Source organism: Nocardioides sp. Soil777, assembly GCF_001428425.1.
In the GTDB taxonomy this organism is placed as follows: domain Bacteria; phylum Actinomycetota; class Actinomycetes; order Propionibacteriales; family Nocardioidaceae; genus Nocardioides; species Nocardioides terrigena.
In genome coordinates this window covers 1-19832 of record NZ_LMSN01000010.1, presented here as the reverse complement: position 1 = coordinate 19832, position 19832 = coordinate 1, and the positions used below count along the sequence as shown (strand labels likewise).

At 68.8% G+C, this 19832-nt stretch carries 17 protein-coding genes; 8 read left to right on the top strand and 9 right to left on the bottom strand.

What is annotated here, in order from left to right; translation table 11 throughout:
* Positions 1 to 326: 326 nt before the first annotated feature.
* From ASG88_RS07150 to ASG88_RS07120, 7 genes are all read right to left on the bottom strand, one after another.
* The gene (locus ASG88_RS07150) at positions 327 to 1073 is read right to left on the bottom strand and encodes an energy-coupling factor ABC transporter ATP-binding protein (protein WP_056886750.1); all 747 of its coding nucleotides are present in this window, start codon (positions 1071 to 1073) and stop codon (positions 327 to 329) included.
* Complete coding sequence (cbiQ, locus tag ASG88_RS07145; protein WP_056886749.1) at positions 1070 to 1738, bottom strand: cobalt ECF transporter T component CbiQ; 669 nt, start codon at positions 1736 to 1738, stop codon at positions 1070 to 1072. Before cbiQ ends, ASG88_RS07150 begins: the two co-directional genes overlap by 4 nt.
* The gene (locus ASG88_RS23480) at positions 1738 to 2064 is read right to left on the bottom strand and encodes a PDGLE domain-containing protein (protein ID WP_056886748.1); all 327 of its coding nucleotides are present in this window, start codon (positions 2062 to 2064) and stop codon (positions 1738 to 1740) included. Before ASG88_RS23480 ends, cbiQ begins: the two co-directional genes overlap by 1 nt.
* Positions 2061 to 2747 carry an energy-coupling factor ABC transporter permease gene (locus ASG88_RS07135; protein WP_056886747.1) on the bottom strand — a complete coding sequence of 229 codons (687 nt, stop codon included), beginning with the start codon at positions 2745 to 2747 and terminating at the stop codon, positions 2061 to 2063. Before ASG88_RS07135 ends, ASG88_RS23480 begins: the two co-directional genes overlap by 4 nt.
* A gap of 106 nt (positions 2748 to 2853) precedes the next feature.
* Entirely contained in the window at positions 2854 to 4476 is a 1623-nt protein-coding gene (locus ASG88_RS07130; protein WP_056886746.1) for a sulfite exporter TauE/SafE family protein, read from the bottom strand.
* A complete protein-coding gene (locus ASG88_RS07125) occupies positions 4473 to 5780 on the bottom strand; it encodes a tetratricopeptide repeat protein (RefSeq protein ID WP_056886745.1) in 1308 nt (435 codons plus the stop codon). The genes ASG88_RS07130 and ASG88_RS07125 overlap by 4 nt, the downstream gene beginning before the upstream one ends.
* Before the next feature lie 79 nt (positions 5781 to 5859).
* The gene (locus ASG88_RS07120) at positions 5860 to 7356 is read right to left on the bottom strand and encodes a DUF4331 domain-containing protein (protein WP_056886744.1); all 1497 of its coding nucleotides are present in this window, start codon (positions 7354 to 7356) and stop codon (positions 5860 to 5862) included.
* A 455-nt stretch (positions 7357 to 7811) separates the two neighbouring features.
* Between ASG88_RS07120 and ASG88_RS07115 the strand changes: the two genes are divergently transcribed.
* The 5 genes from ASG88_RS07115 to ASG88_RS22515 all read left to right on the top strand — a co-directional run bounded on the left by ASG88_RS07115 (position 7812) and on the right by ASG88_RS22515 (position 12842).
* A complete protein-coding gene (locus tag ASG88_RS07115) occupies positions 7812 to 9086 on the top strand; it encodes an ATP-binding protein (protein ID WP_056886743.1) in 1275 nt (424 codons plus the stop codon).
* An 826-nt stretch (positions 9087 to 9912) separates the two neighbouring features.
* Entirely contained in the window at positions 9913 to 10368 is a 456-nt protein-coding gene (locus ASG88_RS07105) for a Clp protease N-terminal domain-containing protein (protein ID WP_056886741.1), read from the top strand.
* Positions 10369 to 10827: 459 nt separating this feature from the next.
* Complete coding sequence (locus tag ASG88_RS07100) at positions 10828 to 11007, top strand: hypothetical protein (protein WP_157559612.1); 180 nt, start codon at positions 10828 to 10830, stop codon at positions 11005 to 11007.
* Positions 11008 to 11187: 180 nt separating this feature from the next.
* A complete protein-coding gene (locus ASG88_RS07095; protein ID WP_056886739.1) occupies positions 11188 to 11553 on the top strand; it encodes a hypothetical protein in 366 nt (121 codons plus the stop codon).
* A gap of 149 nt (positions 11554 to 11702) precedes the next feature.
* The gene (locus ASG88_RS22515; RefSeq protein ID WP_082600068.1) at positions 11703 to 12842 is read left to right on the top strand and encodes a neutral zinc metallopeptidase; all 1140 of its coding nucleotides are present in this window, start codon (positions 11703 to 11705) and stop codon (positions 12840 to 12842) included.
* Between the two features lie 1736 nt (positions 12843 to 14578).
* On the opposite strand, the gene ASG88_RS22980 is transcribed toward ASG88_RS22515, so the two are convergent.
* Positions 14579 to 14794, bottom strand: coding sequence for a hypothetical protein (locus ASG88_RS22980; protein ID WP_157559611.1), 216 nt, complete (start codon positions 14792 to 14794; stop codon positions 14579 to 14581).
* A 1008-nt stretch (positions 14795 to 15802) separates the two neighbouring features.
* Here ASG88_RS22980 and ASG88_RS07080 point away from each other — a divergent pair.
* On the top strand, positions 15803 to 17065 hold the full coding sequence (locus ASG88_RS07080) for an IS110 family transposase (RefSeq protein ID WP_056886736.1): 1263 nt from the start codon (positions 15803 to 15805) through the stop codon (positions 17063 to 17065).
* Between the two features lie 178 nt (positions 17066 to 17243).
* On the opposite strand, the gene ASG88_RS07075 is transcribed toward ASG88_RS07080, so the two are convergent.
* On the bottom strand, positions 17244 to 17483 hold the full coding sequence (locus ASG88_RS07075; protein ID WP_056886735.1) for a hypothetical protein: 240 nt from the start codon (positions 17481 to 17483) through the stop codon (positions 17244 to 17246).
* A 344-nt stretch (positions 17484 to 17827) separates the two neighbouring features.
* Between ASG88_RS07075 and ASG88_RS07070 the strand changes: the two genes are divergently transcribed.
* A complete protein-coding gene (locus ASG88_RS07070) occupies positions 17828 to 18817 on the top strand; it encodes a hypothetical protein (protein WP_157559610.1) in 990 nt (329 codons plus the stop codon).
* A 1-nt stretch (position 18818) separates the two neighbouring features.
* Positions 18819 to 19475 carry a hypothetical protein gene (locus ASG88_RS07065; RefSeq protein ID WP_056886733.1) on the top strand — a complete coding sequence of 219 codons (657 nt, stop codon included), beginning with the start codon at positions 18819 to 18821 and terminating at the stop codon, positions 19473 to 19475.
* The last annotated feature ends 357 nt before the right edge of the window (positions 19476 to 19832 follow it).

Here is a 19832-nt window from a genome sequence, read left to right as displayed (position 1 = left end):
GGGGACAGATTTGTGCTGGCACCGACAGGCAGAGGTCGCCCGCTACGTCCCGACTGGTACCTCGTCCAACCCGACGGCGGCGCCGCCCCGTCGGGGTGACCGTCCAGCGAGGTCGGCGTCGTTCCAGCCGTGCTCACCCTTTGTTGCGCGCGCCGCCTGTTCGCTTCTGCTGATCCACGACCTTGGGCGTGGCGGACAGCCAAGGCAGCGCTCCTCGATCCACGCCTCGTCCTGATTACGGACGGACCGCCGACCGATACGAGCCGACTACGCGACCAGCCGGCGCAAGGACGTATCGGAAGGTGTCCCTTCATTCGATCACCTCATCACCGTCGCAGACTATGAGGATCGAAGCCGTAGGGGAGTTCGAGCCGGTGTGACGTCATCAGAGCGTCGTCGGTGAGGATGCCGAGGGTGCGTCCCTCGGCAGCGACCACGCCGCCAGAGAGGACAATCGCGCGCGGGCACAGCTGCAGGGCGTACGGCAGGTCGTGGGTCACCATCAACAAGGTGACGTCGAGAGCGGTCAGGATGTCGGCGAGCTCGCGTCGCGACGCCGGGTCCAGATTGGAGCTCGGCTCGTCGAGCACGATGATCTCCGGCTCCATGACAAGCACCGTAGCCACGGCCACCCGCCGCCGCTGGCCGAACGACAGGTGGTGCGGCGGCCGGTCCACGAAATCGGCCATCCCCACCATCTCCAGGGCCGCCATCACCCTGCGGTCGAGATCGACGCCGCGGATGCCGTGGTTGCGCGGGCCAAAGGCGACGTCGTCGCGGACGCTGCCCATGAAGAGCTGGTCATCGGGGTCCTGGAACACGATGCCGACGCGCCGGCGGATCTCGGACAGGTTCTCCTTGACGACGGGGAGGCCGGACACGCTGATGGTCCCGCGACCGGGCATCAGAATCCCGTTGAGGTGCAGGACGAGGGTGGTCTTGCCGGCACCGTTGGGGCCCAGCACGGCCACGCGCTCGCCGCGGTGCACGTGCAGGTCGACGCCGAAGAGGGCCTGGTGGCCGTCGGGGTAGGCGAACGCCACCGACTGCAGGTCGAGGACGGGGGTGGTCATCGGCGTGCGGTCCCGTCGTAGCCGCGCGCGATCATCGCGAGGTGCACCCGCTCGCCGCGCTCGAAGGAGCGGATGAAGAGGGCTCCGACCGAGCGGCCGAGCACGGGCCAGTGCCGGGGGTTGCGTGCGGTGAACCCGCGAGACTCCCGGGCCGTCTTCATCCGGCTGAGCTCGTCGGTGACGACGTCGAGGTAGCGGATCATGAACCCCAAGATCTGCACCAGCTGCGCCGGCACCCGCAACCGCTCGAGCCCGGTCAGCAGGTCGCGCGGGTCCGTGGTCGCGGCCAGCAGGAGGCTCGCTAGCACACCGAGGGTGGCCTTGGTGACCAGCCCACCGGCGGCCAGCAGCCCCGGCTCGCTCACCGACAGGCCGAGGACCTCGACCTGGGGGCCGGTGGCCACGAACGGCAGCACCGCCGCGAAAACGAGCACCGGAGTCTCGATGACCATGCGTCGCGCCAGGTAGGACACGGGTACGCCGGACACGGCGACCAACGCGCCCAGCACAACGGCGTAGCCCGCAAAGGCTGGGAACCACGCCACCGGGGTCGCCACGACGACGAACATGAAACCGACCAGCCCCGCGACCTTGACGTGGGCGGGAGCCCGGTGAATCACGGAGTGGCCGTGGAAGTGCAGCCGGTGCCCGTGCGGGGAGCCCATCACCCCTCCCGATGTTTCGAGCGGACCCGGACCGGCACGGGCGAGCGCCGGAGCCGGAAGAGCAGGAACGAGAGGCCGAGGACCACCAGGCAGCCGAGCACCCCGGCCAGGCCGCCCGAGAGGCGGGAATCGGAGATGCCGGCCACCTCGTAGCCCGCGATCGGACCGCCCCCGGAGGCCTGCTCGGCGGATGCGAAGCCCAGGTCGCCGGCGACACGGTTGAGCCCGTCGGGACTGGCGGACGCGTAGTAGCTGAGGACACCGGCGACGACCAGCGCGACGACCAGACCCGTAAAGCGCACGGTGCGCGTGGAGACCCTCCTCATGCCGAGACCGTCCGAGTCTCGAGCGCGCGGGTGGCGACGAGATTGTGCGCGCCGTGCACGAGGTCGGGTCGGACCGAGACGACCCCAGCGACGACCACGAACGTGATCACGGCCTCCCCGATCCCGATCAGGACGTGCACCCCGAGCATCGCCGTCAGCAGCGTGTCGAACGGGATCGGGACGACACCACCGACGGAGTAGAGCAGCACAAAGGTCGCGGCGCTCGCCGCCACGGAAGCGAGGGCGCCGACTGCGGCGGCGGGAGCGACCATCGACATCCGCCTAGGCAGCACGACCAGGGCACAGCGGAACACGGCGTAGCCGACGATGACGGCGACGACCCCCATCAGCACGACGTTGGTGCCCAGGGCGGTGATGCCGCCGTCGGCGAAGAGTAGCGCCTGCACCAGAAGCACGACCGTCATGCAGAGCAGGCCGGTGTAGGGGCCGACGAGGACGGCGGTGAGGGCACCCCCCATGAGGTGCCCGCTGGTCCCTCCCGCCACGGGGAAGTTGATCATCTGGCCGGCGAAGACGAAGGTCGCGATGATCCCGGCGAGCGGTGCGACCCGATCATCTAGCTCGCGGCGCGCACCGCGCAGGGCAATCGCGATGCCGGCGGCCGCCACCCCCGCCGTTGCCAGCGAGGTCGGTGCGTCGAGGAATCCGTCGGGAACGTGCATGGTGACCTCCCGGGTCCTTGTTGCACTCCATGTGCAACAACGTGTGTTCGGCGCGAACCCGGTGCCCGGATGGGAGATCCAGTCAGAAACTGTGACGCGGCTCTCGTCAGAACCCGATGAGCGTGCGAATAACGACCCCGGCGCCGACCACACAGATGCCGAACGCGGCGCCATACCTCAAGACGGTCCGCACCTTGCCGGCCAGGAATCCGCGCTGGAGCGCCAACTTCTCGATTCTCGTCACCACGTCGCGGGCGAGCAGGCCCACCGCGGCCAGGGATACGGCCATCCCGATGCCGAACGCGAGGACCAGCACGAAGCCGAACCACGCCCGCCCCAACGCCACTGCCGCGAGGAGCAGCAGCAAAGCCGACGGGCTGGGCACCAGACCGCCGACCAAACCCATCACTGCCACACTCCAGCGACCGGGCGCGGTCGCGGGCTCCGCCGGCGCGCGCCCGACCACGGGCGCGGTCGCGACCGACACCGATCCGGTCGACGCAAGCGCAGGCGTCCCGGCGGGGGCATGGGGGTGACCGTGGTCGTGCTCATGCGGATGGGGGTGCGGGTGGTCGTCGTGAACGTGCGCCGGTGCGTCGTCGTACGCCGCATCCTGATCAACCCCGTGCCCGTGACCATGCCCGTGCCCGTGACCATGCCCGTGACCATGCCCGTGCCCGTGACCATGCCCGTGACCATGGCCATGGCCATGGCCATGCCCATGCGCGCCGCCGGTGCGCAACCGGGCCAGAAGGTAGAGCCCGAGGCCCACGATGAGCAGGCCGGTGGCGAGGGTCAGCCACGGATAGATCCGGGCCGGCACGAAGGCGCTGCTGAGTGAGACCAGCACGCCCAGCACAAGCACGGAGCCGGTGTGCGCCGCGGTGACGGCGCTGCCGACCGCGAACGCCGACCGCATCGAGTTGTCGCCGCGTTGGGAGAGGTAGAACGCCATCACGGTCTTGCCGTGCCCGGGCGAGAGGGCGTGCGTGGCGCCGAGGGTGAGGGCGACGAGGACGGCGAGGAAGCCGGCGACCCAGCCGTTCTCGCCAAGGAGCGAGGTGGCACGGGCCGAGAGCCAGCTGTCGCTGGCGGCCGTGGGGTCCTCCCCCTGCGCGCCCGGGAGCACGCCGGCCGGTCCGCCCGGGGACACGACGAGCGTGGCTGAGGTGACGTCGAGAGGGGACTGCAGCAGGTCCTGGGGGTAGGAGGTGAGGCGGTCGCTCGCGCTTTCGCTCGGGACGTCCGAGTTGGTCACGGTCATCTCATCGCCGACGGCGGTGACCTCGCGCCAGCCCACCGATCCGGGCGCGGTCGTGTCCTGGAAGGTGATCTCGCCGGCACCGATGTCCGCGGCGCCGGAGTAGCCGCAGGTGATCCGGGTGATCGGCAGGCCGCCCTCCCCGTCACCCAGCGAGGCGGACGAGCTCTCCAGCATGAGGCGGACAGCGGTGCCGCCCGCCTGCAGGTCGAGCCCGCGGGCAGCCGTCGTGCACTCGCGCTCGGCCAGGGCGGGTAGGTCGTCGATGGCCCGCCCGAGCTGGGCGGTGGGGATCTCGGCGAGGTCGACGACATGGTCCACCTGCACGCCGGTGGGGGAAACGAGGATCCCTGTGTAGCGGTTGACCGTGAAGTTGCCCAGCGGGTGGGCGGCCGCTGGGGCGGCGGTGACGAAGAGGCTCGCGGCGATGGCACCGAGGGCGAGCAGGAGACGCGTCAGGGCTCTCATCGGCTTCTTTCGATCTGGGAGAGGGTGGTGCGGGCCCGGTCGCGCTGCCACGGGGAGAGGCCGGCGTCGGTGCCGAGCCCGCGACGCAGGTGGGTGCGGGCCTCGTCGATCATCCCCAGTGCGGCCTCGATGGTGCCGCGGTGAATCCAGAACTTCGCCTCCGGAGTGCCGAGCCGGGTGGCTGCCCGGGCGGCGTCGATTGCCTCGCGGTCGCGACCGGTGCGGTGCAGGGCCCAGGCGAGGGCGTCGGCCACGTGGACGCTGGTGCGTTGCTGCCACTCGGCGCGCGCCTGCGCCAGGGCCTGGTCGGCGGATCCGTGGTCGGCCTCGAAGAGCGCGGTCTCGAGGTCGGTGCGGACGCCGCTGGCGTCGAGGAGCTCGATCGTGGTCCGCACGACGGCGAACTGGGCATCTGCCTCGTCGGGTCGACCGAGGTGCTCGAGCAGCTCGCCGAGCTCGGTGAGGTACTCGGGAAGGGGCTGGCGGGAGACGACGTCCTGCCAGGTCTCCACCGCACCGTCGAGATCGCCGCGCGCGACCTGGAGCCGTGCCGAGGACACGAGCCCCGGCAGGTAGCCGGGAACGGCCTCCTGGACGATGTCGAGCTGGCGGCCGGCCGCAGCGAGCAGGTCCTGCTTGCGGAGGATGTCGGCGGCGAGGGTCAGGGTGTACGCCCGGTCGGCGCGCGAGCCGGCGGCAGCCGCGCGGCGCAGGATGTCGAGAGCGCGTGGGAGGTCGCCGCGGAGCTCGTAGGCGTAGGAGTAGCGCGTGGCGACGGCCGTGCTGGGCTGGAGCCGGTCGGCGGTGCGCAGGGCCTTCATCTGCTCCTCGTACTGGCCGAGCTCGTTGAGGGCGTCGACACGGACCGCGAGCGCACCGAGGTCGCGCGGGTTGATGTCCAGGGCCTCGTCGGCGCGCGCCAGCGCGTCCGAGAAGTCGTGGCGCGCCGAGGAGATCGCGGCCCGGGCCGCCAGGGCGGCGAAGTTGTCGTCCGGCGCGACCTCGAAGGATCGTGCGGCGGCCTCGTCGGCCTTCTCGTAGTAGGTGGCGTTGCCGGTGACGCGTGCCTGCTCGACGTACGCCACCGCGAGGTTGGCCCAGGACGAGTGGTCACCGGGCACGCGCCGCAGGGTGTCCTGCAACGCCACGATGCTCGCCTCGAGGTCCTGCCCGGAGTCGGGCACGACCCGGGCCACCGAGGCGGCCGGACGGACGTCCGCGGGACCGGACGTGGTCGCGACACCGAGGCCCCCGGCGACGGCAAGCACGAGGCCAATGCCGATCACGGTGAGGCTCTTGCGCATGGGACGTCCTTCCGACGATGAGCGGTGGTGCAGCCCGACCGCGCGACGCGTACGCCGCGCGGCCGGGCTGGTGAGAGGGTCAGTCCTTGCGCTTCTGGCGGGCAGCGCCGCCGATGCCGCCGAGCAGGGCGATGAGCCCCACACCGACGAACGCGAAGGAGTTCTGGCGGCTCGGCAGGACGCCCTGCACAAGACCACTCGTGTCGGCCGACTGCTTCGCCGCTCCACCCGTGGACGGGTGCGGATCGGCGTTGCTGCCGCTGGCCGGGAGAGCCAGGTAGGGGAACTTCCCGCTGAAGGCGGCGTCATTCGCGTCGACACCGTCCCCGAGGTCGTTCGCCGAGCCGACGAGCTCGCCCTCGACGACCTGGAGCGCGATGTCGATGACGTCGTCACCCAGTCGGCGGCCGTTGGGGAACCCCTGGGTGTCTCCACCGATCACGCCGAGCCGGTTGGGCTCCGCGGTCACCGGGGTCGACATGTTCAGGCGCAGCTGCTCACTCGGAGTCACCTTGCCCTTGGCCTTGTTGAGTCCCTCGACGCCCGTGAGGAACACCGACACGAGGTCGTTGCGCGGGGTCTTGGGCGCCTCGATGCCGTAGACGGCCTCGACGAGCTTGGGCAGCTCGGGGTTGGTGACGTACTTGAGCGCCGCCCCGTCCTGGGTCGGCTTGGAGGCGTTGAAGCCGTCCTTGAGCTTCAGCGGGATGACGACCTCGTTGACCAACGGGTTGCCCAGGCGGGAGACCTGCTGAAACTTGCCGTTGGTGGACCTCTTCTGCGTCGTCGACCAGGTCCCGATGACCGGGTTCTTCTCGGCGTTGCTCTTCTTGGCGAGCCACCGCTTCGGCACCTGGAGGGCGACCGACTGGACGTTGAACCCGGCGAGGGTGTCGTCGCCAGTCTGGGAGAGATCACCTCCGTAGAGCAGGTCGAAGACGCGCAGGTCGAGGAAGAACGGGTCCTCGGCCTGGCCGGCGAAGGACTTGACGTTCTTCTCCGGGGTGGTGGTCGCCTGGGCGCGCAGCGCCGGGTAGTCGGGCATGGATGCCTTGCCGATGTTGGACGGGGCGACCCGCTTGTTGTTGACGACCTTCTTGACCTTGCCGGACTTGTGGTTGATCCGGACCAGTTTGTAGGTCTGGTAGAAGTTCAGGTCCTTGTCGCTCAGGGACGTGACGGGTCCGGTGGCGGCCAGGAACGTGTCCTTGGTGACGTAGTGGTCCTTGAAGGTCCACCGGAACGTCACGTCGGGCTTGGCATCCGCGTTGTTGTCGACGTGGATGTCGTACTGCGCGTCGGTGGCGAAGCTGTAGAAGTTCGGGCCCCCGGCGGGCTCCTCGAAGGGCAGCCAGTTGGCGACCAAGGTGACGGTGCTCTGCTTCTCCGGGCTGCGGAAGGCGTAGAGGTCCGTCGTGTCGTACTGCGGGATCCCTGCGATGAGCGGGGCCTCTCGGTGGCTCGACGCGGTGGCGGCGAGCGGACCGAGGCCGGCGACGCCGACGGCTGTCAGCATGCCCCCGGCGCAGGCCAGGGCGACTGCCCCGTGCCGCTTGGTGGGTCGTGAGCGGTTCATCAGCAACTACTCCCTTGATCTCGGCTCGGATCGGCGGAAGGTGCGCCGACACGGGCAGCCCGAGACTCGTCTGTGAGCCGGGGTGATCTGTGTTCGGAGTCACACCCATCGCGGATTGGCTGGCCCGGCCACGGGGGAAGCCCGAGGTCGGCAACCCGGGGGCGCCGCGATGCGATCGTCGCGAGCCCACCCGGTTCTTCGTTGAACTGCATGCGGGTAAGCAGTCCGATCTTCATGACCCGTGCTCCCCTTTGCGGTGTTGTCGCGGCCGTTGCCGACGTGGCTGAAGGAGGGCAGCGGGCCGGCAGTGCGGCTCTTGTCGCCCATGCGCCAGGGGTTCGAGGACCGGATCTCAACAGCGCCACAATTGCGCCGTGTCCTACAGGCGTTCCTAACCCTTACGGCGCATTCGGTGGTCCGAGCACATCGGACGCCCCACGACTATCGTGAGAAGCGTGAGCGCATCCGCGACCATCGAGCTGACGATGCTTGCCGAGCCGAGGACCGTGGGTCGGGCTCGGCGCGCTGTGCGGGCGGCGTTGGAGCAAGCGGGTGCGGCGCATCTGCGCGAGCGGGCCGAATTGGTGGTCTCCGAACTCGTGACCAACGCCGTGGTGCACGCCGGCACACAGGTCCGGCTGCGCATCACCGCCGAACGCGCCGCCCTGCGCGTCGAGGTTGAGGACAGAAGCGTCCACCTGCCCGTCGTCCGCCATCGAGCGGCGACCGCCGGCACCGGCCGCGGGCTCGTGCTCGTCGAGGAGCACGCTGATCGGTGGGATGCGGCCCGGACCGACGATGGGAAGATCGTCTGGTTCGAGATCGGTGACCCAACCGATGTGATCATTCCCCGGCCACCCACGGCCCGGCCGTCCCCGGGCGCCGTCGACATCGTCTTGCGGCGCGTCCCGCTGGTGATGCACTGGGCGTGGCAGGAGCATGCCGCAACCTTGCTGCGCGAGTACCTCCTGTACTCCCTCGAAGACGACGACGCGATCGGCGACCACGCAGCCGCCAGCACCGCCCTGAGCGTCCTCAACGAACAGCTGCCCACGCCGGACCTGCCGGCGGACCCCAACGCCGTGTTGGCGAGCTCGGTCGAGCCGGCGGTGACCGCCGACGAAGTCATCCTGAGCGTGCCCTCCTCCTCGGTTCGCCACTTCGAGGTCCTCGACGACCTTCTGCGACGGGCGCGAGCTGCAGCCTCCGATGGCCAGCTGCTGAGCCCGCCCATCCAGCCTGAGATGGCTGAGATGCGCGCCTGGCTATGCAGCCAGGTCATCAGCCAAGCTGCCCACGCGGAACCCATCGCCTGGCAACCCGGATCGCACAAACCCCGCCGACCGAATGGCGACCACGAAGCCGCACAGAGGTACGACAGCCTTGTCGATGCAGGAGCGCCGGTTCTCGTCACGAACGACGCGTGCGTCATCGTCGCCGTCTCCCCAAGCCTTCTGCAGTTCCTGGGCTACCGCACCGAAGCCGACCTCCTCGGGCAGCGAATTCTCGTGGTGGTGCCGACCCGATACCAGCAGGCCCACATCGCAGGCATCACCTTGCACGCCACCAACGGTCGCGATGTTCTGCTCAACCAATGGGTCAGGGTCCCGGTCCGCCGCGCTGACGGTCATGAGGCTCCCGTAGACCTGTTCATCCGGACACGACGTCTCGACGGCAGCCAGCACGTCTTCGTGGCCGAGTTTCGGCCACTCCGGTCCGAGCTGCCCTGAGCCGCGGCATAGCCGCAGGCCGCCTCGGATCCACGGAAGGTTCGACACCTGGTTCCGTCGATGCGCCACTAGATGCATCGGCCGGGGTCGCGACCATCCGGAGACGATGTCGTCAATCCCTTATGTCGTCAGACTGGCAAGCACCAGACTCAACGATCTCTCTCCGGTGTTTAACCAGCTCGAACACGGGCGACCCCGCGGTCTCAATGCACCGCGCCTTCACGGCATGCTTGTTCACTGAAGCGTCTACCGCGCACCTCAGCGGTCCGCGCCAGCGAGACGACCCAGTACCCCGAGCGTCGTCCGTGCCGCACCCCGCGCGCTTGATACTGACAGTCCGGTGCGACGCCTCGGAGGTGGCCAGGCTGGTCGGTGTTGAGTCCACCGCCGGTTCTTTCCAAGGCCTGCGCCGCCGCCTGACCCCTCCCGATGACCCCGGCCCGGACCTGCCTCCGGTTGCGTTCGTGTTCCCACGCGAGGACCGGAAACCGTCGCATCAACTTCCGTTGACGAACCGAACCGAGCGCATCAACATAAGTTGATGACATGTCGGTAGCGGGACCACCGCCTTCAGCCCACGAGCCGGAGGCCGCGCTGGCTGCCGTGACGGCTTTGCGAAAGTTGGCGAGCCGACTCGAGATGGATGCGGTGACGGAGGCCATCGCAGAGGGCTGGACATGGGCGCAGATCGGGCAGGCGCTCGACATCAGCGCCCAAGCAGCGCACAAGAAGTTCGCAGCCGAGGTCCGTGCCAGGCGGGGTCGTGACGAGGAGGGGAACGATGAGGCTCTTTGATGCTGGTCGAGACGTACGCACGATCGGCCGGATGCTCACCGCGGCGGAGGCTGAGGCCCGCCGGGCGGGGGTGGAGCGCCCGGGTCCGGAGCACCTGGTCCTCGCGGCAGCGGCGCTGCCGGATGGCACAGCCGCCCGCGCCCTCGCCCGGGTCGGTGTGGATGCCCATCGGTTGCGGGACGCGGTCGAGGCGGTTCACCGCAACGCCCTGCCCGCCGTCGGGGTGGACGTGCAAGGCGAGGTTCACGACACGTCGCCGCTGCGCGCACCGGTCCGGATGGCCCTCCAGTCGACACCCCAGGCACAGCAGGTGTTCCAGGACGCGGTGGCGCTCTCGAAGGAGCGGAGACCGGCTCGTCTGCGCGGCGCCGATATCCTGGCCGCAGCATGCCGGCTCGAGCGGGGCACCTTCGTCCGCGCTCTCGACACCCTGGGTGTCGACCGGGCCGCCCTGGCCACGGCGGCCGCCGCGACGGAATCCCGATGAACGGCACACGAGCCGAGCAGGCGACCGCCGGGGCGTTGGCCGCCGTCGGGGGCTTTCGGGTGGCGTTAGCGGTAGGCGCGCCATGGGGACGGCGGCGTGTCGGGGCGGGTTCACCGCCCTGAGCGAGCTCATGGCGGTCGGCGCCGTGGTCGACGGCGCATCGCCCTCTGCTGTGGAACGGACTCTGTGGACGCCGATCACCCCAGCCACCGCGCTCAGCTCCTGGCGCTCCCGGTCCCAGTGCTGACGTCGAGACTCACCGGTCGCTCACTCGCCTCCCACCGCGGCCCGATCTGACAGCCACCCCCTGGCCCTACCGGACTCTGCCCGCACGCCACAGTCAGCCTCGCGCAAGGTCATTGCCCCCAGATGACGGCCATGGACCGCGACCGGTCAGTGCCGTACCGTCGTCACATCGCCTGGCAGTGCGCTGCTCAGGTTCCCGTGAGGAGCGTCGCCGTGAGTGAGATGTTTCCGCCGCCCGACTCCGACGACGCGCTGGTTCGCCACTTCGAGCGCCTTTTCGGCCATTCTCCGACGGCCGTCGAGTTGCCGCGCTACCGCGCCCAGAGCCGGGTGACGCTGAGGCTTCCCAGCCGCCTGCGTCGCAGGGCTGCCCACCTCATCGTGCGGCTGTAAGACTCGGCAACGGCCGCCCAGCTCCAGGGTGTCGGCGGGTCGTGGACCGCAGGGGTCAACCCCGATGGTGGCGTTCTCGGGGCCCGTTCACTGTGGACGGATGACGCACGGGGTTGCACACGCCGCCAGGCTGCGGCGCCCGCCGGGCCTGGACCTGGCGCGCCTGATAGATGTGGCGGGATGGTCTTGGCGCACGCCCGGTCCGACCTCGCCGGAGACGCAGCAGACGCGGGCGCGTCGTGGCTCGAGGTGGTCGAGGCGGTCGCGACGAACCGAAACCGGTTGCTGTTCTTCCTTCTTGCTGGGGTGGGGGTGGCGCTTATCGTGCGCCGCAGAGGCGTCGGCGCGGGCGTGCTGCTGCGCCGGGCGGCATTCGTCGCGGCGCTGGGGGCGGTGCTGGCTGTTGCCGGGTGGAGCGACCTGGTCCTCGTGTTCTACGGAGTCCTTTTCGTCCTGGCGGTCAGGCTTAAGGACCGGATGCTGCTGGGCGTGGCGGTGCTGATCGGCGGGCCGGGGGCTGAGTCTCGCAGTGGACCCGTCGGCTGACGACACGTTGACCAACGTGGTGCACATACCCGGATTCGGAGATGTGCTGAGAGCCCGGGCGGAGGCATGCTGCAAGTGCAGGCCCCAGGTCGGGGCCGCGGCCGTGGTCGCTCGGGCTTCCATCTCTGTTGCTCACAGAAAGTAAGGACATGGACCGTACACGGGCGAAAGCCACAGTGGTGCTCGCAGCCCTCGTGCTGACGAGTGCTCTGACCATCAGCCCAGCCGAAGCCGCTCCGGTTTCCGAACGAGAAGCTCGCGCCAAGGTCACGATGAAGGACGTCGACGGTGCAGTGACCGGAGGTACGTGGGCCGTGAAGGGCAAGATCGCCCGCACGGGTCGGGCCAAGAACAAGACGCTCATCGTCGAGTGGAAGGCCGGGTCCTCGCGATTCCCAACCCCCGGGGCAAGAACAGCGGTCGCCAACAAGGCAGGCTGGGCACGAATCGGGATTAAGAAGAGGCAGAACGACGGCAAGTACTCCATCAAGTTCAAGTCGGACACAGCCGGCACGTCGAAGATCCGCGTCCGCCTGGTAGCCAAAGGACGAACCCTCGACAAGTCGCCGGTCAAGACGCTGACCATCGTCGAAGCCCCACCGACGCCGACGACAGTGCCTCCTGTTCCTGCCGCACCAGCCGGCAGCACCGGACTCAGGTCAGGACTGACCGGGCAGGTCGAAGCGTCCAACCCACTGATGGCGACCTACCAGGAGAACGTCTACCAGAACGTGGCCAACTACTGGCAGGCGAACTACAACGCCTGGGGCTACGGAACCACCACGGGTTACCACTACTTCCCATCCGTAGGAGAAGCGATCTACGACGCCTGCACTCAGTCGTACGCGGTGGACGACACGTCCGTCTACTTCTGCCCGGTTAGCGACTACATCATCTTCCCCCAGCAGGCAGCAGTGAACATCTGGAACGGCGCCTACGCCACCCTCCTGGGAGGTACGGCGTCAGCCCAGCCAGGCGACTTCGCGGTCGCGTTCACGATGGCCCACGAGTTCGGGCACAACATCACCTGGGAGCTGTGGCCCAACGCCGGCCAGGTGTTCAGCAAGTACCAGACCGAAGGGTTTGCCGACTGCCTCGCAGGGACCTGGGCCTACTCGGCGTACTACCAGGGAATCCTTGAGGGCGGTGACATCGAGGAAGCCATCGCAATGCTGATCTCGTTCGGGTACTCGTCAGCCGGGTACCCCTCTGGTGAAGAACGCGCACAGTTCTTCATGTACGGATACAACACAGGTAGCCCTGCCGACTGCGCACAGGTCATCCTCTAGGGACGTACGGAGTGGCCCTCTGTCCGGATGGGATGGAGGGCTTTCTCCGGAGCTCGTCGTCGTGATGGACGTCGACTTCGGGCACACCTCCCCGAAGGTGGTGCTGCCGTACGGCGGTGTGGTCACCGTCGACGGCCAGCAGCAGAGGATCAGCGCCGACTTCGCCTGACTGTGAGAATTCTCTTCGCAGCCTGATGGTGCTGGGCTGTGGGTGGGACGTGGAAACCACCACCACTGTGACCGTCCTGCGGTCCCTGGCCCGCCGGGTCCGAAGAGGCCGACGAGCACGAGAAAGCCCCTTCAAGCGATCGTGCGGTCCTGGCGTCCCGACTTCCTCGAACAACTCGGCGTCCGGCCGATCATGGCCGCCACCGTGCTGTGCGCCTGGTCTTGTTCCAAGGACTCGTGCACGTCGTACTCGTGCCCGCCGCGGCGACAAGCCCACCGTCCGTCGGGCTGCTCAATTGCTCGCAGGAACCACGCCATCTGGGAATCGTGGCCCCGCGTGTCCGCCGTCATGTAGGGGCGAGGTCACCTGGGGAGGGATTCCCGCAATAGGCCGACCCTGCGGCGCGGGCACGGCTCCTCCGCCCTCGCCCTCAGTGGACCACCTCCGCAGGCTCGAGGAGCGCCTGGGAACGCGGTCGCGGAGGACGCTCAGATGGGTCTCTCGTGCCCGGGTTCGTCAGCACGTCGGCAAGTTCGTTCTGGCTCGATGTGGGCACCCAGCTCGAACCCGCCCTTGGAAGCCGTTGCCGACAGTCCCAGGCCACCGTCTCCGCGCCGGCTCGGAGTCCCGAGTCGCCTGACCCGTTCGTTCACATCGTCCCCGAAGCAGGTCGTTGTTCTTGGGAGTCCGGGCGCAGCACTCGGTGGCTGTTCTCGCTCGGTCGTGCGCAGCCAGCCGCGCACCCGCTCGGCGAAGCGCACACACCCTCGACGTGTCTACGACGCGACCATGACCGGCCACCTGAGCCGTTTGTCTCACGGCGCCGGCATGGGCGGTGGCACAGGCCCAGCGATGCAGCGATCGCGTGGCGTGCGGCCAAGGCTGGATCGCGACCCGGAACTACATCGTCGAGAAGCGGCGCACCCCTCCGGCCGGGCGCCGATGTTGGCAATGGCTGACTCAACTGGTCGCCCGCGCATGGGCGCCAGTCTCCGTGGCGTCTACGGACCGGTCGGGAGCACCATGGTTGGGTGACCCAGCCTGCACCGGAGCCCGCCGAGGACTACGAAGCGTGGCGCGTCCTCCAGGATGTACTCGAGGAACGCGACCGCGAGTGGTGGGACGACCAGGACGACAACGGCGGGTAGCTACCCCGACGTCAGACCGCGCGCTTCGCGCTGGGCGACGCCCCGTCCTGTCACGGGAGAGCGTGAGACGGGGCGCCGCGTCGATCGCACCCTGATGGCTCAAGGCACACACCCCCTGGTAGTGGCCCTGGAGCCACCCCCGTTGTGGGTGCACACCTGACGTACCCCACGCCGTCCCCCGGCATGCGGGGTGCGGCGTCGTCGGAGCCCCATGGGGTGGGCTCCGACGACGCCGGCAGACGATGCTCACGTGCTTGGCCGGGGTGTGGGTCGGGCCGGAGCCACTCACACTCGCCAGCAGTGATCCGCCCGCCGTGAGGCTGGGGCAGACTCCCTCCCAGGAGGCGACATAAAGACTAGGCCGAGGTCCGGTTACAGCGGGGGTGAACAGCGAAGGTGCCGAAAGTTGGTGACGGTTGTCACCAGTCCGGGCGCCACTCGGACTTGTCGAGGCGCACCCGATTGGCTGGGAAACTGCCGACGTGGCGCATGCCGTCGCGACTCCAGTTCACGTTCACCCACCACGTGCCGTCGTCGCGCTGGGACCACATACGCAGTTCGCCGGGGTGCCAGACATGATCGACAAGTACCTCGACCGCGGGCCGCTCGCCTGGCGGGTAGACGTGGGAGGGCACAGGCCGGATGCTAGGCCACTCGACCGCCCGCCGGAGCGTGCCCGGCGGGCGGTCGGATGATGGCCGGAACTGTTCCCCCGACCGCGAACCACGAGCCCGATGCTAGGCGGGACTGTGCGCGTCGGTACCACCCACAGAGGGTGATCCATCTGTCAGGCCAGCGCACCGACGCCGGTCTGTGCGGCCGATGGGGGGAGACCCAATCATTGCGAGATCGAACGCAAAACCGCCCACGCACGGGGGGAGCGACGTGGGCGGCTGGCTGGCGCCTGCCGCGAGGCCGAAGAGCTGAGCGTCACGCAGCGTCGGGCGTCAGTTCGACCGTAGGCTCGCCCTCGCAGGATGGCTAGGCCCACTTCGGGGTAACTCCCCCGATCGTTCACCGCCTTCTGAACGATGACGATCGGAGTAAAGACCGGCCCGCCGCGGCACACACGGGGGAATGTTGACGCGACGGACCGGCGCGCCGATCGTAGACGACACCCGAGGTGAGGGCTCGTCCGTGCCGCTCAACTCCCTCACCAGACCCGCCGGCGGCCCGGGCGGCCGGGCCGGGCGTCGCTCGGAATGTCCTCTGCCGGGATACAGACCCTCGTGCTCGCAGCAACAATCCAAAGGCACCCCAAGACCCCGCGTCAGACACCTCACTGGCCCACCCTGCCCCGCTATGACCCGACGTCACCGGCGACCCCGCGACTCCCATCTCCCGATGAGCGGACGGAGCCCGCGAGCCTTCACACCTCATGCACTTCTGGAACAGTCCCTGTCGTCCGTACGAAACTCCGGACCGCAAACGTCGCCGGGAAGGCCCGACCTCACGCTGCCCATCCACGCCCTGCAGGCGCGGGTGAGGCTCTCAGAGTGGATGCCTCCCGGCGGCGTCCGGTGGTCGGCGGTGACGCTCAATAGAGGCATGGGAATCCGTCAGCTGAAGCTCGAACTCCGGTCCCCAGAAGTGCATGCGCGTCGCCGACCCCCGCTGCTCCGGACCCGCTGAAGGAGACCAGCTTGTTCGCCGGCATCGACACCCACAAAGACACCCTCGCGGTCGCCGTCATCGACCACAGCGGCCGCCAGTTGGCCCACCGCGAGTTCCCCAACACCGAACCCGGATTCCTCGTCCTGGCACGACTCCTCGACACCCACCAGGTGACCCGGGTCGGCATCGGGGGGTCCGGTAACTTCGGTCGCGCCATCGCCGTCCACCTGGCCATCGAATGGCACCCCGGACGGGACACGGTCGTCGTCGAGGTGCCGACGCTGATGACCTCACGCGAGGGTCGCGCCATCGCCGTCCACCTGGCCATCGAATGGCACCCCGGACGGGACACGGTCGTCGTCGAGGTGCCGACGCTGATGACCTCACGCGAGCGACGAGCCCAGCCCGGCAAGGGCAAGACCGACCCCGTCGACGCGCTCGCGATCGCCCGGATCACCGCCCGCGAACCTGAGCTGCCACCCGTCCGGCTCGCCACCGGTCCCGCCGCGGACCTGCGTGCCCTCCTGGACTACCGCGACGACCTGATCGCAGAACGCACCGCCCTGGTCAACCGGGTCCACGCCGACCTGACCGGCCTGTCCCCCGGCTACCAGACCCAGGTCGCCAACCTCACCACCCGCACCCGGGTCCGCGCCGTCCTGGCCCTGCTCGAGCACGACCGCAGCGTCCGCGCCGACCTGTGCCGACGACGACTCGAACGAGTCACCGCGATCGACACCGAAGCAGCCGAACTGAAGCGGCAGATCGCCGCCCTGGTCAAAGCAAGCGGCACCACGCTCACCGACGAGTACGGCATCGGCCCCCTCGTCGCCGCCCGGTTCCTCGCCGAGGTCGTCGACGCACGCCGTTATCCCAACCGGAACACCTTCGCGGCCAGCAACGGCACCGCTCCCCTACCGGCCTCCTCGGGCCGAACGGTGCGGCATCGGTTCAACCCCGGCGGCAACCGCCAGCTCAACCGTGCGCTGTACACGATCGCGATCACGCAGATCCGCGCAGACACCGAGGGCCGCGCCTACTACGACCGCAAACGAGCCGAGGGCAAGACCAGCCGCGAAGCGATCCGCTGCCTCAAACGCAGGCTCTCCGACATCATCTACCGCACCATGCGCACCGACGCCGAGAAGGCCTCCGCTGGCACCCAACCGGTCGCCTCACCACCGGACTCACCACACACCTCACCAGTGCAGCGACCACGACCACCCGTCGCCGGTGGACAGTTGTTGGCGGTGGGTGCGGACGACGCAAACGAGGCGCGGCTAACGGCCTGAAGGCCAGCAGCACGGCAGAATTCTCAGCCTCCTGCTCTTCGCTGAGGCGTTCGCACCGCACCCACCTGCCCGGCAGGCTACTCCGGACCCCTGCCCGGAATCGACAGTAGACATAGAGGCCCACTGCCGGTCTGGTTATCCGTCCGTACGAAACGTTCCGGCGTCTTACGAGGACCTCTCAGCGTTGAAAACGGGACTTCGAGGCGCGTCGCTGGACCAGGGCGTCGGCAAACCGACCGACAGCCTCGATGACCGGTGACCATTTCGGGTCCGACAGATTGCCCCGCCGGGCCAACTGGGTCATCTCCTGCAGCACGCGTCTGCACGCCGTCGGCGAAGCCGCTACTCGCGACGCGCACTCCCCCAGGTCGTGCTCGGACGATGTCGCGGCGGGGCGGACGAACTCGATCGCCAGCACGCCAGCAGCCGCCGCCCGACGTTCTTCATAGGCCGCTCTGCGGCACCCCTGCGAGCACCACTTCGGCGGTCTTCCCCGCCCGGGCTGAGGCAACCGCCCACCGCACCGCGGGCATGAACCTCCACGGACTGTTCTTACGTCGGGACGTATGTCGGCCATGCACTGAGAGGCGCATTTCGTCCCGACGGATCAGTCGGCCGTCGGCGCCGGGCGCAGCCCGATGGGCGAAAGGACGCAGTCCTCCGTCGCTGACCCGACGCACGGGGGTATCAGACGGGCACACCGGACGCTCTCTATGTGTACGGCGGGCGACCGCACACGCAACCGCAAGGGGGATGCAGCACATGAGAATTCCGTTCGAGGAGGTACCGCTCGACGTCCGTCGTCGTGCCGCCCGCGCCGTCGCCGCTCTTGTCGGCGACCGCCTCTCACCGACCAGGCTCCGAAAGGCAGAACCGCGGTTCGGAGAGGCCACACCGATGTACCGGCCGGATCTGGCGGACATCGCGTACTGGGAGATCGAGATCGCCGGCCTCCCCACCAAGCTGCCCGTGCCTGAGGGCGAGGCCGGCCGCGCTGAGCAAGGATTCATCGTCGTCGCCACCGGCGGCCACGACGTTCCCGTGCCGCACTTCAGCCTCGACCTCGCGCCCCCGAGCCGCCAGCTCGACCAATCCGGCACCATCAACCGCATCGTCAAGCTCGACGCGCTCTGCTACGCCGGGGTCGACGACCGCGGGAACCTCGTCGGCCACATCGGCACGATGCCGCCCAAGCTCACCGGGCTGCCAAACGACTTGCCGAAGCGACTGCCCGCCGGGTACGCCACCACGGTCCCAGCCGCTGCCCATGACACGGAGGACGGCGACAAGACCGACCCCCAGCGTGTTCGAACTTCCCGGGAGAAGCGCCCCGTCAAGCTCGAAGAGTGGCGCTCCTGGAACGAGTTGACCCAGGGGTACGCAGACTCCTACCGACTTCACCTGGCCTCGCTCGCGGAGCGCGCCGCACCACGTTGGGAGACCGAGAAGCTCACAGACACATACGGCGAAGGCATCCACTCCGGCGCCACGCACACGGTCTGGCTCCTCGAGGAGGGCGACTTCACCATCGAAGGCCCGGCGGCCGACATGGTCAGCGCCGAGCTCAACCCGCAACCACTCCCACCAAAGCTTTTCCTGCGACCTCGCGCCGATGTCAGCGTCAAGGACACGAGCTTCGAGGTACACCTGCGATACGCAGCAAGCGAAGAGCGGCTCCGGTACTTCATCGTGCCCGACCAGGCACCCTCGACCGTCGGCAACCGCATCGGTCCGCTCGGAGAGGAGCACTGACATGAGCTGGAACTACTTCTGGGCCGGCGGCGCCGGCGACCAGCCTCGCTACAACCAATTCCCGTTCGCCGGGTGCGCAGTCGGCTGCGGACCCACCTCCTGGGGCATCCTGTTCAGCTGGGGAGACCGCCAGGCCGCGGGCGGCAACTCCTACTGGTCCGGTCGCAACGGTCTCTACCGAGAGAACGGCGGCCGCGGCAATGACGTCGTGGCGCCGATCTCCCAGGACGGGGGCGTCAACAACGTCATTGGCGAACTCCGGGGGCAGGTCGACACGTTCTGCGCCTTTGGCTCCGGAGCGACAGCCCCATGGGACATGCCCGGCGCGTGGCAGTACCTGAACGGCCGCAGCTACACACGTCTCGACACCCACTGGAACACCCTCGGCATCCACGAAACCCGGCTGGCCAACTACGCCGCGAACTCGATCGCCTACCGGCGCACGCCTGCCGTCATCGGCACCGGCTGGCTCAGCCACTACCCCGTTGCGTGGGGATACGCCTGGCAACATCGAACCGTCCGCCATTCCTTCCTCTGGTGGGACTGGACCGAGACCGTCACGGACACCGCGTTCTACGTCAACAACGGCTGGGGCGGCGGCGGCAACGGCGAGTGGATCGACGCCAGCACCTGGTTCGCCGGCGAGATCTACCCCTGACCACGACCGGCCTCGGGGCGGAGGAATACTATTCCGCCGCGCCGAGGCCCGGCGGGTCTCGACGCGGTCAGGCTCCCTGCGCTGTGGCAGCAGAACTCTGACCGACATGGTGACCTGCCCGCCCCAGGCGGGACGGCTGAAACCGCGAACAGGCACGCCCGCCCCGGAGGACAAGCTTGGACACGACCTCCTCGGGCGATGTCCGTCCAGCACCAACCCCGAGGTGCCCGACAGGGGCCGTACGCACTCGGGGCGGCAGATGAGAACGTCCGTCGTGCTGCGGGCCCACCTACTTGGTGTTTGCCTCGGACACGAGTTCTTGTGCAACGGCGCGGAGTTTGATGTTCGTATGCGACG